Origin of the sequence: Xanthomonas sp. NCPPB 1638 (assembly GCF_041475635.2) — a bacterium.
In the GTDB taxonomy this organism is placed as follows: domain Bacteria; phylum Pseudomonadota; class Gammaproteobacteria; order Xanthomonadales; family Xanthomonadaceae; genus Xanthomonas; species Xanthomonas cucurbitae.
On the sequence record NZ_CM192984.1, the window covers coordinates 3,219,102 to 3,236,403 of the forward strand.

Consider the following 17,302-nt stretch of genomic DNA (forward strand, 5'->3'; position numbering starts at 1 on the left):
AATGCCGCCCCACAAGACCACATGGTGGTGACCTATGGCGAGCGCCGCATTCACTGCCAGATCCACCGATCCCCCACCCGCCCCATCGCGCGCGTGGCGATCCATGTGGAGCCGGATGGTCGCGTCCGACTGGATGCGCCGCTACAGGCAACCGACGCGCAGATCCGACAGGCCCTCACCTGGCGCGCGCGCTGGATTCACCTGCACCTGACCGCGATCGAAAGCCGCCTGCGACACGTCACGCCCTACGCCTACGTCAGTGGCGAAACCGTGCTGCATCTCGGCAGACGCTACCGACTGAAGGTGACCCCTGACGCAGAGCAGAACGGCGTGCGCCTGCGTAGCGGCTATATCGAAATATGCGTAACCAGCCGGGCGCCCGAAGCGGTACGCACCGCGCTGGAGCGCTGGCAACGCGAGCGTGCCAGACAAGCGCTACCCCAGCGCGTCGCCGACATGGCCGCGCATCTGCGCTGGCTCAAGCAGCCGCCGCCCCTCGCATTGCGGGCGATGCAGCGGCAATGGGGCAGTTGCTCGCCGCTGGGCAGGATCAGCCTGAATCTGGCGCTGATCCGTGTGCCTGCGGTTTGCATCGATTACGTCATTCTCCACGAGCTGTGTCACCTGAAGCTTCACAATCACGGCAAGGGCTTCCATCGACTACTCGACGCCCATATGCCCGACTGGCGAAATGTAAAGCGTCGCCTGGATGGCCTGGCAGAGCTGGCGCTACGTCAGTGAAAGGCGGTTCCACCGCCTGCTGAGCGTCCACCTGACGGTAGCCATGCACAGAAGAGTGGAATTCCCTGTAACCCGCCGATGTGACACCACGGCCAGTCACTGACACACATAGAGTGATGTCGGCGGCCCTTCAGCCGGGCCGCCCCCAGCCGTTATCAGAACATCCGGTGCCGCCGCGCCGCCCGTTGCCCTGAAGGTATCGGGCGGACCAGATTCCAGGCAAGATCACCGGCTGACTCCGTTACGGATGCGCGTGCTTGCGACGTAGACGGCTTGATTGCAGGTTCCAGGAGCGTTGCATGTCCTCGTCCACCGTTACGCAAGAATCCGTTCCCGCCGCTGCGGGCAGCCAGCATGCCGTTGCCGAGCAGGTCCACGGCAAGCCCATGGACAGCACCGAGGCGGCGCACCGAATGGCCTTCCTGTGCCAGACCGAATCGGCGAAGAAGCCGCAGACGCTGTTGCCGCCACAGGTATGCGACGACAACGTGGCCTGAGCCCATCGAAGACGTGCAGCGGTGGCGGCGGCGTTCCGCCGTCGCCACCGCCCATCAGCTGACCGACTGGGACGACCTAAGCACCGTGAGCAAGCTGGTCATTGGGTATCCATCAAGTCCACACTGCATTGGATCCGGATGTTTGCCACGCGCCTGCTGACCTGCCTTGCTGGAAGTCTTGCTGCCTGCAGCGCGCAGGCACGCGCTCCCGTCCTTCCGGCCTTGCCTATCGTGCGAAGCGAATTCGTGGTGGGGGCTGCGTCTCACCTCCGTCGACAACGGGGCGACATGGTCGGCGCCGCAGCGACTGCCGGGCGGCATCCTTGGGCCGATCAAGAACAAGCCGCTGCAGTTGCCGAGCGGACGCATCCTGGCACCCAACAGCCGCGAAGATCGCGGCTGGCGCGCGCATCTGGAATGGTGGGTTGGTGCACATCAGCTACACCTGGAAGCGCCGACGGATCAAGCGTGTGGTGCTCGATCCCACCCGGATCAACGCATGCGGCTCCTGCTAGGCGCCCGCCCCCGCAACGCAGTCTGAGCGCTGTACAACGGCGTGCGGGCACGCCGCCGAGCCTTCGTAATGATGACGATGGCTTCGCCCCGCAGGATTAGCCGATAGCATTGCATGCCGATCATCGTCGGTGAGCTACAGCCAAGACGAGGAATGCGATGCGACGCGTCGATCAACCACGCCTGCCGGGCATGCCTGTCGGACTGCCGGAGCAGGATGCGTCCAATGCAACTGCGACCGCGCGCAATGTCCCACCCACACACCCCGCGCCCGAGCGCCCTACCGGCATGCTCGGCGGCCTGCTCAGATATGTGCCGGGCCACCGGCCCGGTCGCCCCCGTGTGCCACCGACCGTTGGCGCTTCACTATTACAGCGCTCCACAGCACTTCGCCCCTACCGCGACGTCTTATCGCAATGGCAACGACACTACAAGGCAGATCGCGATCGCTGGCACCGCGCATGGCGCGAGGCCAACCGCAACAACCCGGCGACCGAAACAAGCACCGCCCTGGCACTGAAAGCAACAGCCGACATGCTGGAGGACGCAGCCCTACCGGGGAGGGTATCGCTGGAGCTGCACTCAGTTCCCCTCCCACAATTCCCCGATCAGGCATACCGTCTTTCTCATCTGCAGCACATGACGATCAACGCGGCGGGGTTGATGGAGCTTCCCGCCACCATGCAGCAATTCGCGGGCTTGGAAACACTGACGCTTGCGCACAATCCGCTTGACTCGCTACCTACATCCATCGCAAGCCTCAGCCGATTGCGTGAGCTCTCCATCTTTTCCTGCCCGGAATTGAAAGAACTTCCCGAACGCCTGGCGCGCACCAATGCATCCGGCGAGCACGAGGGGTTGGTCAACCTGCAGAAGCTGCAGTTGGTAGGAACCGGGATCACATCGCTTCCGGCTTCCATCACCGGCCTGCAAAGCCTGAAAACGCTACAGATACGCAATTCGCCGCTGTCCGCCCTTGCCCCGGCCATCCATCAAATGCCAAGGCTGGAGGAACTTGATTTGGAAGGCTGCACGGCGCTGTGCAACTATCCTCCGATTTTTGGCGGCAGCGCGCCATTGAAACGACTGAGTCTGAAAGACTGCAGCAACCTGCGCACGCTGCCGCTGGACATTCACCGCTTGACGCAACTCGAAGAACTCGATCTGCGAGGCTGCGAAAATCTATCCAGACTGCCCTCGTCGATCGCCAGATTACCTGCCAGTTGCATTATCCTGGTGCCGCCGCATTTACAAGCGCAACTCGACCATCATCGTCTGATTGCGCGCCCCGCCGAACCAGAGCGGACTGGCCAGGTCGCCCCGGATCTCTCGCCCCCTATTGCCGGCAATCAAGCCAGCGCATCCTCCTCCACGGCGACTACAACCGAACTTCTGCACAAGGTTGCGCTCGAACGCATCGAAGACACCGCACAGGCTATGCTTAGCACGGTCATTGATGAGGAAAGAAATCCCTTTCTGGAAGATGCCCCATCCTATCTTCCAGAAAAGCGCCACCCCGGAACTCCCACCACCTTCGGCCAGATTCCGGTGTTGAAGAAAATGCTGGAGGAAAGCAGGGATGGCCATTTTCTGGCACGGGTGAGCGACATGGCAGGCCCATCCCCAAGGGTCGAAGACCCGACGGAGGAAGGCTTCAGCCGCCACTACACGAACGTCAGCAACTGGAAGGCGCAGAAGAGCGCGCACCTGGGCATCGTCGATCATCTCGGGCAGTTCGTTTATCACGAAGGAAGCCAGCTCGACGCAGCGACGCTGGCCAAGGCAGTCCAGATGTGGAAGACCCGGGAGCTGATTGTCAATGCACACCCCGAAGAACGGGCGCGCCTTCCCTCTTTCACGCTGCACATTCCCGAACGGGTCAGCGACGACTCTGATAGCGAACAGCAAACAACCTCGGAACATTCACGCCAGCGGTAGCGGCAAACGCGACATGCAGAGCGGCCAATCAAGCATTGCTGTGATTGTGCTTGAGCAAATCAGGCAGCGCCTACTTTGGCGAAACGACCCTTTGCACGTGTTTCACTCTTGCTGCAACGCGTCCACCATCCGTCGTACCCGCACGATATCGGTACGCTGATAGTCTCCGCCCAGATCGCGGATATACGGGTGCGGAGACGACACCTGGGCGGCGATCATGCCACGCGCCGAAGCATGGAATTCGTGGGCACCGGTGCGCTGCCGTACCATGCAGAGGTTGTGCTCGGAGAGTCCGGCGCCGGGCATGATGCCGATGCGACCGGCGGCCTGCCGCACCAGCGCGGCGATGACGTCCACGCCCTCGATGGCGCTGGCGCGTGCACCGGAGGTCAGCACGCGTTCGCAGCCCAGCGCGATCGCATCTTCCAGCGCGCGCGCGGGCTCGGCACTGACGTCGATCGCACGATGGAAGGTCACGCCCAGCGGGCCGGCCGCCTCGATCAACACGCGCATCGTGACCCTATCGACCTGTCCATCGCGATCCAGCGCACCCAGCACCACGCCATCGCAGCCCAGCGCCACGCACTGCTGCACGTCGCGGCGCATCGCCTCCACTTCATCGGCACTGAACACGAAGTCGCCCACACGCGGCCGGATCAGCACATACAGCGGAATCCGCAAGCGCGCGCGCACCACCGCCAACGTGCCGAACGACGGCGTCAACCCGCCGCCATCCAGCCCCCCGCACAACTCCACCCGCATCGCCCCGCCGTCCTGCGCAGCCACGGCCGATGCCACCGAATCGGCGGCCACTTCCAGGCCCAACGCACTCATGCGGCCGGCTCGGTGGTGTAGTGGCTGTCGCCGGGCACCAGCAGATCCTGCCGTTGCGCATCGCAGACCGCATAGCTGAAGCCCTTCTGGATCGCAAAGGCGCCCACCTCGCCACGCGTGTTCATCGCCAGGAACCCCACCTGCAGCGTGCGCGTCAGCTCCGGTTTGCGCCGGATCAGCCGCATCACCACCTCGCGGCAGGCATCGGCCGGCGACTTGCCCTGGCGCATCATTTCCACCACTGCAAAGCTGCCGACATTGCGGATCACCTCTTCGCCCACGCCGGTAGAGGTCGCGCCGCCCACCTCGTTGTCCACATACAGGCCGGCGCCGATGATCGGGCTGTCGCCCACCCGCCCGTGCATCTTCCACGCCATGCCGCTGGTGGTGCACGCACCGGACAGATTGCCGTGCGCATCCAGCGCCAGCATGCCGATGGTGTCGTGGTTGTCCTTGCCGCCGGGCAGCTTGGCATCACGCCAGGCGCGGTTTTCCACATTGGCCTCGGGCGAATACTGGGAGGTCTTCAACCATTGCTTCCACGCCGCTTCGGAACTCGGCGTCAACAACCTGGTTTGCGGAAAGCCCTGCGCAAGTGCGAACTGCCGCGCGCCGTCGCCCACCAGCATCACATGCGGGGTCTTTTCCATCACCGCGCGCGCCACCGAAATGGCATGCACCACGTCTTCCAGCGATGCCACCGCGCCACAATTGCCCAGGTGATCCATGATGCAGGCGTCCAGCGTCACCCGCCCATCGCGATCCGGATACCCGCCCAGGCCCACCGTCGGATTGTTCGGGTCCGCTTCGGGCACGCGCACGCCGGCCTCCACCGCATCCAGCGCCATGCCACCGGCGCTCAGGATCTTCCACGCGGCCTGATTGGCGGCCACGCCAAAATCCCAGGTGGAAATCACCCGTGCCTGACCTTTGGGCAATGCCGAAGGACGTACCGCCGCCGTGCCTGCGGCCGCGGCCTGCGCACGCGCGCCCCACCCGGCCAGGCCGGAAGCGATGGCGCCCAGGGTGGCGCTCTTGAGAAAACCACGGCGTTGAATCATCCAGGCGACTCCATGACCAAAACGACTGCCGCGCACCAGGCGGCAGCTTGCCATGATGCGGCAGCACGGCCTGCAGATAAACCGCCTGGCGGCCTGCGTGGATGCGGATCCAGGCACAACGGCCAATGCGCAGCACTGGCCGCCTGGCCCTGCAACGCGCTGCACTCATCGGGTTGCTGCAGGTTCGCCCATGCGCCGGACACGCCTGCCCCACCGCCACCTCACTCGACCGCCGTCTGCTCGTCATCGTCGCGCAACAGGCTGGTCAGCACATGGTCGCGCCACACCCCGTTCAACTGCAGATAACGCCGCGCGCGGCCTTCGATCTGGAAACCCAGCCGTGCCAACACCTGTGCGCTGCGCACGTTCTCCGGCACGTATTGCGCCATCACCCGGTGCAATCTCAATGGACCGAACACGAACGCAATGCCTTGTGCGGCGGCCCACTGCATCAGGCCACGGCCCTGCCAGGCGGCGTCCAGTCCATAGCCCAGATGGCAGGCCTGCAACGCACCGCGCTGAATCTGGGTGAATCCCACCGTGCCGATCACCTGCTGCCCGGTCAGCAGCACCAGTTGCAGTTCGCGTTCGCCTGGCACCGCGCTGCGATAGGCAATGCACAACCTGCGCCAGCCTTCTACGGTGTAGAACGCGGTTGGCCGCAGTGGCATCGCATCGGCCAGGTGCGCGCGATTGCGCACGTGATAGTCGGCCACCGCCGCCGGATCGACGCCGGCCAGGTCGCACAGCGCAACGCCACCGGCATGCCGCTGCGGTGCGAAGGTGGGCAAGCTCATCGTGTGCCCGGGTCGGCGCGACGCCGTGTGCAGGCACCTGCGCCCCCTGCGTGGCAGCCCGTGGCGGCGCCCGCCGACCAGGCATCCAGACAGCGGTTGGAAAGAACCATCCTCACCGGTTCGACTGCAGCGGCCCGCCCTATCCACGCGGCGATGTACCCGGCGCTTGCGCGCATGCCGGTCAGGCGGCGTCGGCAGTCGCCAACGCCTGCGCAACCTGTGCCTCGATGGCATCCAGGTTTGGCAACAGTGCGCTCTGCTCGCCCAGCAGCACGCGCATGTACACGCCGTCCGGTAGTGCGTCTTCGGATGCGTCGGCCAGCAGGCCGTCGCGCGGCACCGAGATCAGCTGAGGAAACGAGGCGGTGAGCAGGGCAAAGTACGGCAGCGCGGGATTGCCGCCCAGCGCCTTCAGCACGATCACCTTGTTGTTGAGTGCGGCCGGCTCTTCGCCCAACCCGCTCAGGCGCGCGAACGACAGCAGCGGCACCTTCCAGCCATACCAGTCGATACGGCCCACCACCCAGCGCGGCATGTCCGCCAGCGCTTCCACCGCCACCCGCGACATTACCTCGGCCACCGTGGCGTTGGGGAGCAGCACGCGCTCGTTGCCTGCCTGGATCAGGACGCCGCGGATTTCGTCGTTATTGGCGTAGCTCATGGCACGGTTCCGGTCTGAAAGAAGGGGCCGGGCTTACGCCGGCCAACGCTGCGCCAGCGCCTGTGCCAGTTGCGCAGGATCGGCGATTAGGATGCCCTGGCGCGCCAGGCGGGCGGCCGCGGCAGGGTCGTAGCAGCCATCGGCGGACTGACCGGCCAACCAGGCACCCTGGCCAGCCAATGCCAGTGCCCCGTCCACCAGCGCCTCGTTGGCGCCGCTGAGCATCAGCACGGCGCTATCGGCCGCCGGCAACGCGGCAATCAGCCCGGCGGGGTCGCTTTGCGTCACGAAGGCCAGCCCGTCCTGGTGCCGCTGTACGCCAACGCCGTCGGCCAGCACGTAGACCCTGGCCGGTGCCACCACCTGCCCGGCTTCGGCCAGATCGACCGGCAGCGCGGACACGCGCCCCATCTGCCGGACCAGGTTACCGTACTGGCCACCGTCCAGGGTCATGCGCACCAGTACGGCACGCGGAAACTCCGGCGGCAGCGCGGCCAGCAGCCGGCGGATCGCATCCGGCCCGCCGATGCCGGCCATCACCAGCACCGCGCCGGTGGGCGCACTCGTGTGTTCCAGGTCCATCAGCGACAGGCCGCCCGTGGACAGTGCGGCCACGTCCAGCTCGGCACGCGCGCGCGTCACCACCTGCACCTCATCGACCAGGCCCCAGGTACTGGAATCGCCAAGCGTTGGCGCCGGCTTGTCATCGGCTGAGCTGGCGACCTGCGCGAACAAGGCATCGCCCGGCACGCTTTCGAAGGCATGCGCGGCCGCTTCCAGGTGCTGGTCCAGCTGCAGGTCCGAATGCTGCCGCGGTTGGATCGCCAGGCCGGGTTCGGGATGCAGCGACGGCTCGCTTTCGGTGCCTGGCGGCAACACGTCGGCATGACCGTGCAGCTTGGCGGCCAGATGGCGCACCCAGCGCTGCGCTTCCCAGCCCTCGCGACGCACCGTGAGTTCGGCCTCGTCGAAGATCACCGTCACGCCAGGCAGGTTGAAGGCCGGCTCCAGGGCTTCGAGCGCATCTTCGATGGCCGGTTCCAGCGCCACCAGCACCGCTACCGGTTCGGCATCGCGCAAGGTCTGCACGTCCACCGCTGCGGGGTCGTCTTCCAGCACCACCTGCGCGCCAGCCGAGGCCAGCGCTTCGCGCAGACGCTCGCGCGCCGGCCCTGGCCGGCCCAACAGGGCCACCGGAGTTCCCACTGCGCCATTAGTCTCGGACACGGGCAATCCCCAGTAGGTCATACACGTTTCGCATCAGATCCAACTCTTGGTAGGGCTTGCCCAGGTAGCGCTGCACGCCGATCTCGAAGGCGCGCTGACGATGCTTCTCGCCACTGCGCGAGGTAATCATCACGATCGGCACCGCCTTGAAGCGCGGGTCGGCACGCATCGCGGTGGCCAGCTCGTAGCCGTCCATGCGCGGCATTTCGATGTCCAGCAGCATCAGGTCGGGCACGCGCTCTTCGAGCAGTTCCAGTGCCTCCACGCCATCGCGGGCGGTACTGACATCCAGGTTGTGGCGTTCCAGCACACGGCTGGTGACCTTGCGCATGGTCAGCGAATCGTCCACCACCATCACCAGCGGCACCTGACGCTGTGCTTCGGCGGGACTGTCCAGCGCCGGACGTGCCGGCTGGCTGAGGTAACGACGCACCAGCGGCGCCACGTCCAGGATCACCACCACGCGACCATCGCCGGTGATGGTGGCACCATAGATACCCGGCACCGAGGCGATCTGCAGGCCCACAGGCTTGACCACGATTTCGCGGTTGCCCAGCACCTGGTCGATCGCCACCGCGGCGCGCAGGTCGCCCGCACGCACCAGCAGCAACGGCACCTGCGCCTGGCCATCGGCACGCGCCGCAGCCTGGCCGACCAGCGAGCCCAGGTCGTGCAGCACGTACTCTTCGCCGGCGTAGTGGTAACCGCCCTCGCCCGACTCGTAACGGCTGCGCGAGATGCGGCCGATACCGCTGACCGACCCCACCGGCACCGCGAACGTGGTCTCTCCAATACGGACGAACACCGCCTGGGTGACCGCCAGCGTCTGCGGCAGGCGCAGGGTGAAGGTGACGCCCTGGCCACGCACCGAGTGGATGTCCACCGAGCCGCCGAGCTGACGCACTTCGTTGCGCACCACGTCCATGCCCACGCCACGGCCGGCCAGCTGGCTGACCTGCTCGGAGGTGCTGAAGCCGGAGGCGAAGATCAGCCCATCGAGTTCGGCATCGCTGAGCTCCTGGCCCGGTTCGATCAGGCCGCGCTGTTCGCCACGGCGACGGATCGCCTCGCGGTCCAGGCCGGCGCCGTCGTCGGCCACTTCCAGCACGATTTCCGAGCCTTCGCGGCGCAGACGGATCGCGATGCTGCCTTCTTCCGGCTTGCCTGCATCGCGGCGTTGCTCGGGCGTCTCCAGCCCGTGCGCGACCGAGTTGCGCAGCATGTGTTCCAGCGGCGCGACCATGCGATCGAGCACGTTGCGATCCAGTTCGCCCTGGGTGCCTTCCAGCAGCAGATGCACCTGCTTGCCGGTGTCGCTGGCGGCTTGACGCACCACACGGCGCAACCGCGGCACCAGGCCATCGAACGGCACCATGCGCGCGCGCATCAGGCCATCCTGCAGCTCGGAGCTGACGCGCGACTGCTGTTGCAGCAGGCCGTCGTACTGACGCGAGAGATCTTCCAGCACGCCCTGCAAACCGCCCAAGTCGGCCGCCGATTCGTTCAAGGCGCGGCTGAGCTGCTGCAGGGTGGAGAAGCGGTCCAGTTCCAGCGGATCGAAGGTGCGATCGCCCTGGTCCTGCTCACGCTGGTAACGCGCCACGATCTGCGCTTCGGTCTCCAGGTCCAGACGCCGCAACTGGTCGCGCAGGCGGGCGTTGGTGCGATCCAGTTCGCCCATGGCGCCACGGAACGCGCCCAGCTGCTGTTCCAGGCGCGAGCGGTAGATCGCCACTTCGCCGGCGTGGTTGACCAGGCGATCGAGCAGATCGGCGCGTACGCGCACCTGCTCCTGCTGCACGCGCGGCAGGAAGTCTTCTTCGGTTTGGCCTTCCACCGGCACCGGTGCCGACAGCGGTGCCGGCTCCACCGACGCCTTGGCGATCGCGCGGACATCGGCGTCGCTGGGCGGGGCGGCATCGCGGCCACGGGTACGGGTTTCGAAGGTTTCCACCAGGTCGGTGGGCATCGCCACGGCGCGGTGCATGCCGGTACGGGTCAGCAACTGATGCAGGCGATCGAAACCACGCTCGAACAGGCGCACGTCGTCGCGGTCGATGTCGGTGCGGTTGGCCGCCACCGCTTCCAGCAGCGATTCGATCGCGTGCCCAAGGTCGCCGATGGCATTGATGCCGGCCATGCGCGCACCGCCCTTGAGCGTGTGCAGATCGCGCTGCAGTCCGTTGAGGACCTCGCGGTCTTCCGGCACTTCGCGCATGCGGGCGATCAGGCCATCGCAGTGGTCCAGCAGGTCGCGACCTTCCTCGACGAAGATGTCGACCAGTTCGCCGTCGAGTTGATCGAAGTTGAGCGGGCCCACATCGAACGCGGCACCGACGTCGTTGCTGCCGGTATCGGTACGCGCGGCGTCTTCCACCGGTGCGCTGAACGCGGCGGTAGGGTCAGCCGGCTCGGCCGCGTGTTCGCTGGCAGAGGCATCGTGTTCGGCAGCATCGGCGTGTTCGGCCTGCTCCATGTGCTCGACCTGGTCTGTCGTGGCTGTCGCATCGATGGATGCAGGCTCGCCAGCGTGCTGCGCGTCGGTCTTGGCGACCGGCTCGGCATGCGACTCGGGCGCGATCTCCGATTGCGGATCGCTCGCCTCTTCCGCCTGGTCGGCCGCATGCGCCATTTCGACCGCCTGCACCGATGCGATGGTGTGCTCGGGCAGCGCCTCATCGGCCTGTGCGGAGTCGTGATGCTGACCGGACGGCGCATGCGCCGTGTCGGCGTGTTCGGCCTCGATCTCGGCAACTTGCTCGCCGTGCGTCGCGTCCTCGACCGCCGTGTATTCGGTCGTCTCGATCTGCTCGCCGGAGTCTGTGCGTGCCTCGAACGGCACGCCCCAGGCTGCAGACTGCTCCGACTGCGGCTGCTCCGCGTGCGCCTCGGCGTCCGACTGCGCAGCATGCTGTGCGTCGGCGTCGTGCGACGCTGCGGCTTCGTCGTCGTTTGCCTGCTTGGCGACGTCATCGGAGTGGAGCGGCGCGCCGACATCGGCATCGGCGTGCACCGCTTCCAGCGCGTCGATGCTCTCGACCGTCGCGTCGTCGGCCACGGTGTGGGCATCGTCCGCGCTGGCAAGCGTCTGCGTCTGACCAAGCGCGGCTTCTGCGTCGGCCAGCTCGTCGACTACGACGGTGTCCTGCGTGGAAACGCGGGTGTCCGCCCCATCTGCAGCTGGATCGCCCGCTGCCACGTCATGCGCAACGAACGAAGCATCCGCATCGGACGCGGCATGCGCCTGCGTGTCAGCCGGTTCGGCCGGCGCCTGCGCTGCGTCGTGCGCCAGCGCCGCGTCGGCAACATCGGCAGGCTGTCGTTCGGTGGCGTCCCAGGCATCGGTTTCGACCGCCGGCTCATCGGCCAGCGTGTCGTGTGCGTCGTGGGCCTGCGCTGCAGCGTCGTGGTGGTCGGCGCCCACGGCGTCGCCCTGCACAGTTGCTGCGTCGTCGACTGCCGTCTCCGCCGTGTCGGCGTGCTGATCCTGCGACAGGGCGTCGTGATCGTCCGGCGCCGGTGCCTGCAGCGCATCGGTGGCGTGTTGGCCGGCCTCGGATTCGGCCAGTTCGTCCACCGCCATCGCAGCCTCGGCAGGGACCTCGGCGTCATGCGTGTGGTCGGCCGGCTGCGTCGGCGAGGTGGCGTCGGCGGGCAGTGCACCGGCATCCAGGTACTGCGACAGATCCTCCACGCCGGTCAGTTCGACCGTCGCATCACCAGCAACAGAGGTCTCGCTCTCCGCATCGACGTCGTCCAGTTCTTCCAGGAACGCCTGCGGCGGCCACTGTGCTTCCGGCAGCGTCTCCACCAGAGCACGCAAGCGCGCGGTCAACGGCGCGAACGACGGAATCAACGGCGCCTCGGCGCGCAATGCCGTGACCGTGGTGGCGATCGCTGCGGCCATCGCCGCGATTGCATCGATCCCTTCCGGCGACGGCGTTGCCGATGCCGAGAGCAAACGCTTCACATAGCTCTCGGCCGGCGTCGTCACCAGGGTAATTTCCGGCACGTCGGTCATCGCGAACGCGCCACTCATGGTGTGCACGGCACGCAACAGCTCTTCGGTCGCCAACTGTGGTGCCGCCTGGGTGGCCTGCAGCCAGGCGTTGACGGTTTCCAGGTGCGTGGCGACCTCGGCTTCGAGGATTTCGCGCAGCACACTGTCCACCGATGCCGGGGTTCCCCCGCTGGCGGCAGGCGCACCGGCATCGGCCAAAACCGCAGCCACTTCGGTGGTTGCCGGCGTCGCCGCTGCAGGCACGTAATAAACCTCTTCACCGGCCGCAACGCGCTCGGCAATGGCCTGGATTTCCGGCAGGTCCGCGCTGATGCGGCCCTGGTCGCGCAGTGCTGCGTTGAACTGCGGCAGCACCTCGTAGGCCAGCCCGACCATCGCCACCACCGCCGGACTGGGCGGGCGCGAGTTATCCAGCACGCGGTTGAGCATGCTTTCGATCTTCCAGCTGAACTCGCCGAGCACGCTGGCACCGACCAGGCGGCCGCTCCCCTTCAGGGTGTGGAAGACCCGGCGGATCGTGCGCAGCTTGTCCGGGCTGTTCGGCGCGGCGCGCCAGACCGGTAGCAGCTGCCCCAGGTTGACCAGTTCCTCGTCGAATTCTTCGAGGAACACATCGCGGATGTCGTCATCGATATCGCTGTCGCCGAAGCCGCCGAAGATGCCGGCATCGGCCGCCACCGGCACCGGCGCACTGGCGGGTGCCGGTGCCGGTGCGACCTCGGCTGCGGTCTCGCTGCTGCTCGGCGAAACCGGTGGCCGCTCGGTGTCGAACTGCGCAGCGGCCGCGTCCAGATCGGCCAAAAACGCCGCCGATGCCGCATCCACGTCGAACGCGCTGACCACGGCCTGCTGCACGCGCGGGGGAGCCTGCTCGGCAGCCGCCTCGCTCGGTGTGTCCTGTGCCTCGGGCGCGGCATCCACGAACGGACCTTCCGGTTCCTGCGCCGGAGCCGGCGGCGCTGGCGGCGGCGAGAACGCATCTTCGATGCTGACCTGCGCGCGGCGCGCTTCGTTTTCGGCGATGAAATCCAGCGGCGCTTCGGTCTGATCGGCGTCGCCAGGCAAGGTGATCTGCTCGATCTGCAGCGGCGCCTCATCGGCCCCCACCGGCGCAGCGGCGTGTTCCTGTTCCAGGGCGCTCAGGTCCACGGTGTAGCTGACCTGCGCAGCCTCGCTGGCCAGATGCCCATCCTGCTCGGCCGACACCGGGTCGAACGCGGAAGGTGCAATCGGTGCCGCCTGCTCGGTGGTGTCCAGCCGCCAATCGCCGGGCGCCTGCGCGCCATCGTCGGACAGGTCCAGCGGCGCCACCGTGAACGGCACATGCGCCTGGCCGGACACGGTTTCCTCGGCAGTCACCGGGTCGAACGAAAACACCGTGTCGGTGGCTGCCGCGCCGGTGTCGTGCACCGCGCTGGCCGCGAACGGGGTTTCCACAAGGGTTTCGTTGGCCCATTCCAGCACTGCGGCCGGCGTGGCATCGTTGGCCGCCGCCTCCGGGGTACCGGCAAGCGGCAGTGCGCCGACGGCGACCTGCTGCGGCGCGACGACGCTGCCCGGCTGGTCGGTCCCCACCGGCAATTCGGACGGCTGCCCGGACGGCAACGGCCAGTAGCGCAGCGTTTCCAGGCTGTTGCGGGTGATGTCCAGGATCTCCTCGCGGCCGGGACGGCGCTCGCGCAGGGCTTCCAGGTAGTACTCCAGGCTGGCCATCGCATCGGCCAGCGTGTCCAGCTGGCGGCCGCTGGGCACGCGCTGCTTGCCGATCAACTCCTGATCGACATAGCGGCGCACGCCTTCCAGGTAATCGGCCGCCTGCGGCAGCTCGAGGATGCGCAGCGCCCCGCCGACCTCGCCCAGCAGATGCGGGACCTCGGCCAGCCGGGCATGGTCCCAGTTGGTTTCGATGAAGGCGACGAAGTGTTCGCGCGCCGTACCGAAATTGGCGATCGCTTCCTGCGCCAGCACGTCCACGGTGCGACGCACCTCCGACGAGGTGGCGCTGTTGCTGGCTTCATTGCCATCGCCGATGTCGGCGCCAAGACTGGCGACCTGGTCGTCCAGCGAGGCATCCACGTACAGCAGCGCGCCGGCGATATCCAGCAGCACGCCTTCGTCCATCTGCACCTGGCCATCGACCACGCGCGCCAGCGCATCGCGCTGCTGCACGACGACATTGCGTGCCACGCCCAGGCCCATCATGCCCAGCGTGTCGGCCACGCTGCCCAGATCGTTGACCTGGGTCTGCAGCTCGGCGATCTCGCCGCCGGTGCGCAGGTGCAGGTCCAGCGCGTCCTTGACGCGCAGCAATTCTTCCTTGACCGCGCTGCCAACGGTATCGAGCAGCGCGCGGTTACGCCCGCTCAGGCTGCCGCGTGCGTGATCCAGCTCGGCCTCGGTGGCCATGCCGGCCTGCGGGTCGATCGCAAACAGCACGCTCTCGCTCAAGCCGGGCTGGCCACGGGTGGCACGGATTTCATTGAGCAACGGCAGCAACACGATCGGAATGTCGCGATGGCCGTTTTGCAGGCGTTCCAGATAATCGGGCAGCAGCACGGCACCGCGCATCAGCATGGCGCAGGCCTCGTCGCGGTCGGCGATCTCGCCGACCTGTACCGCCTGGGCCAGCAGTTCCAGCTCCTCGGCGACCATTGCCGGCGCGTACAGCTCGACCATGCGCAAGGTGCCCTGCACCTGGTGCAGGTAGCCGGCACAGAAACGCATCCGGCTGGTGTCGGAGGGTTCTTCGGCGAAGTACTCGATCTCGTTGCGCGCCTGGCGCAAGGTCTCGTCCAGCTCCGGCTTGACCCAACCCAGTGCGGCATGGCTCATTGCATCGCGAAGCGCACTCATTGCAGCCCCCTGACGACGGCCGGCCCACCGCTGGCGCGGCGACCGGTCCCTTCCTGCATCGACGTAATGCGACTACGCGCCATCTGCTGATCCTTTCCCGTTCCGCGTCGTGGTCACGCCGGCAGCTTGAAGTCGGCGACCGAACGGCGCAGATCGGCGGCAAGCTGGGCCAGGTTGCCGATCGACTCGGCCGTCTGTTCCGCACCCTGCGATGTCTGGCTGGTGATCTGTCGGATCACGCCCATGGTTTGTGTGATGTCCGTCGCCGCTGCCGACTGCTGGTGCGCGGCGATAGAGATGTTCTTGATGAGGTTGTTCAAGGCGTTGGACACGCGCTCGATTTCGGTCAACGCGGTGCCGGCGTCTTCGGCCAGGCGTGCGCCGGACACCACTTCGGAGGTGGTCTGCTCCATCGAGCCGACCGCCTCGTTGGTATCGGCCTGAATGGTCTGCACCAGGCCTTCGATGCGGCGGGTCGCGCTGGAGGTGCGTTCTGCCAGGCGCTGCACTTCGTCGGCCACCACCGCGAAACCGCGACCGGCCTCGCCCGCCGAGGCCGCCTGCACCGCGGCGTTGAGCGCCAGGATGTTGGTCTGCTCGGAAATGTCGTTGATGAGTTCCACGATCGAGCCGATTTCCTGCGAGGACTCACCCAGACGCTTGATGCGCTTGGAGGTTTCCTGGATCTGGTCGCGAATTTGGTCCATGCCCTGGATCGTCTCGCGTACCACGCCGGCACCTTCGGCGGCGATGACCACCGAGCGCTGCGCCACTTCGGCCGATTCGGTGGAGTTGCGCGACACCTGTTCGATGCTGGCGGCGATTTCGCTGATGCGCTCGGAGGCGGTGGTGATCTGGTTGGCCTGCTGGCCGGCCGCTTCGGCCAGCTGCATCGCGGTAGCCTGGGTTTCCTGGGTCGACACGGCCACCTTGGCCGAGGTGTCGTTGATGGTGGTCACCAGGTGGCGCAGTTCGTCCACGGCGTAGTTGATCGCGTCTGCAATGGCGCCGGTCATGTCCTCGGTCACCGAGGCCTTGACGGTCAGGTCACCCTCACCGAGCGAGCTGATTTCGTCCAGCAAGCGCATGATCGCCTGCTGGTTGCGGCTGTTGAATTCCACCTGTGCCTGGTAGCGCACGTCCTGCTCGCGGCTGCGCACCCGCACCGAGCTCCACACGAACCCGACGATGGCCAGCAAGGCGACCAGGCCGGACACCACGCCCAGCCAGAAGTTGGGAAACCACCGGGTGTCGCGCGCCGAACCGAACGCGGAGAACGCATCGAACAGCTTCTTGCTGTCATCGAGCATCTTGCCGGAACTTGCGGTCAGCGCCGCAGCAGCGGACTGCGCCGCGAACAGGTTGCGCGAGGCGGCCAGGATGGCGTCGATGTCCTTCTTCATCGTCGCCCATTGCGCCTGCGACTGCTCCAGTGCGGCCAGGGCGGCAGGGTTACGCACCGCAGCGATGCCGAGCTCGTCGTTGCCTGCGCGCAGGCCTTCCAGCATCTGGGTGAACACCACCGAGTCGCGCGCCAGCGCATCGCCGGAGGCGGCCGCGTTGGCACCACCGGCGCGCATTTCAGTGACCCGGCGCGCCATGGTGCCGGCGACCACCACCTGCTGCAGGGTGTTGTAGATCTGCGAGGCCGGCGCGCCGCTGGCGGTCATCGCGCGCACCACTTCGTTCAACTGCGCCTGCAGCTGCGGCACGCTGCCGGAGAAGCGTTCGGCGTTTCCGGCCAGGCCCAGCACCGCCGCTTCGCTGGCAATGACCTGGTCGGCGTTCTTGCCCATCGGCACCCAGGTGGATTTGAGCTGCGCCATCGGGCTGGCCACCGAACCTTCCTTGCCGAAGCGGCCATCCAGCTCGCTGACCGTGCTGTCGATGCGGGCCTTGGTGTCCTTGAAGGCAGCGAACGCCTTTGCATCGCCGGAAATCGCTTCGCGGCCCTGGTTGGCCAGCTGCTGCGAGAGCACCTGCAGGTCGGCCGCACCGGTGCCGGCACCGGCAAGACGACTGCCCTGCCAGGTCGCGACGCCAGTGTTGGCGCCAAACACGATCATCGACAACACCAGCAAGCCAAGCCAGAAGCTGGTGCTGACGCTGCCGAGCTTGTTGGTCTTGCGGGCGTCCGGGGCGGTACTCATGGTTCGACC

At 66.8% G+C, this 17,302-nt stretch carries 10 protein-coding genes and 1 pseudogene; 4 read left to right on the top strand and 7 right to left on the bottom strand.

All coding sequences use genetic code 11. The features are described 5' to 3' along the window. Window positions 1-21: 21 nt before the first annotated feature. From ACCQ13_RS13875 to xopL, 4 genes and pseudogenes are all read left to right on the top strand, one after another. Window positions 22-741 (top strand): M48 family metallopeptidase, encoded by a 720-nt coding sequence (locus ACCQ13_RS13875; RefSeq protein WP_104603174.1) that lies wholly within the window; start codon window positions 22-24, stop codon window positions 739-741. 299 nt (window positions 742-1,040) lie between these two features. Further along, entirely contained in the window at window positions 1,041-1,238 is a 198-nt protein-coding gene (locus tag ACCQ13_RS13880) for a hypothetical protein (protein ID WP_104603173.1), read from the top strand. A 247-nt stretch (window positions 1,239-1,485) separates the two neighbouring features. Next, window positions 1,486-1,822 (top strand): annotated as a pseudogene (locus ACCQ13_RS13885) (exo-alpha-sialidase); the annotation flags it as partial. Window positions 1,823-2,039: 217 nt separating this feature from the next. Continuing rightward, complete coding sequence (xopL, locus tag ACCQ13_RS13890; RefSeq protein WP_223214460.1) at window positions 2,040-3,689, top strand: type III secretion system leucine-rich repeat domain-containing effector XopL; 1,650 nt, start codon at window positions 2,040-2,042, stop codon at window positions 3,687-3,689. 102 nt (window positions 3,690-3,791) lie between these two features. On the opposite strand, the gene ACCQ13_RS13895 is transcribed toward xopL, so the two are convergent. From ACCQ13_RS13895 to ACCQ13_RS13925, 7 genes are all read right to left on the bottom strand, one after another. Beyond that, entirely contained in the window at window positions 3,792-4,523 is a 732-nt protein-coding gene (locus ACCQ13_RS13895; RefSeq protein WP_104603171.1) for a copper homeostasis protein CutC, read from the bottom strand. Continuing rightward, entirely contained in the window at window positions 4,520-5,584 is a 1,065-nt protein-coding gene (locus ACCQ13_RS13900; RefSeq protein WP_104603183.1) for a glycosylasparaginase, read from the bottom strand. Before ACCQ13_RS13900 ends, ACCQ13_RS13895 begins: the two co-directional genes overlap by 4 nt. Before the next feature lie 221 nt (window positions 5,585-5,805). Then, a complete protein-coding gene (locus ACCQ13_RS13905; protein WP_104603170.1) occupies window positions 5,806-6,381 on the bottom strand; it encodes a GNAT family N-acetyltransferase in 576 nt (191 codons plus the stop codon). Between the two features lie 181 nt (window positions 6,382-6,562). Next, the gene (locus ACCQ13_RS13910) at window positions 6,563-7,042 is read right to left on the bottom strand and encodes a chemotaxis protein CheW (RefSeq protein ID WP_104603169.1); all 480 of its coding nucleotides are present in this window, start codon (window positions 7,040-7,042) and stop codon (window positions 6,563-6,565) included. Between the two features lie 33 nt (window positions 7,043-7,075). Continuing rightward, a complete protein-coding gene (locus tag ACCQ13_RS13915) occupies window positions 7,076-8,248 on the bottom strand; it encodes a chemotaxis protein CheB (protein ID WP_104603168.1) in 1,173 nt (390 codons plus the stop codon). A gap of 7 nt (window positions 8,249-8,255) precedes the next feature. Further along, window positions 8,256-15,143 carry an Hpt domain-containing protein gene (locus ACCQ13_RS13920; RefSeq protein ID WP_159407367.1) on the bottom strand — a complete coding sequence of 2,296 codons (6,888 nt, stop codon included), beginning with the start codon at window positions 15,141-15,143 and terminating at the stop codon, window positions 8,256-8,258. A gap of 113 nt (window positions 15,144-15,256) precedes the next feature. Further along, window positions 15,257-17,293 carry a methyl-accepting chemotaxis protein gene (locus ACCQ13_RS13925; RefSeq protein WP_104603166.1) on the bottom strand — a complete coding sequence of 679 codons (2,037 nt, stop codon included), beginning with the start codon at window positions 17,291-17,293 and terminating at the stop codon, window positions 15,257-15,259. Window positions 17,294-17,302: the final 9 nt, after the last annotated feature.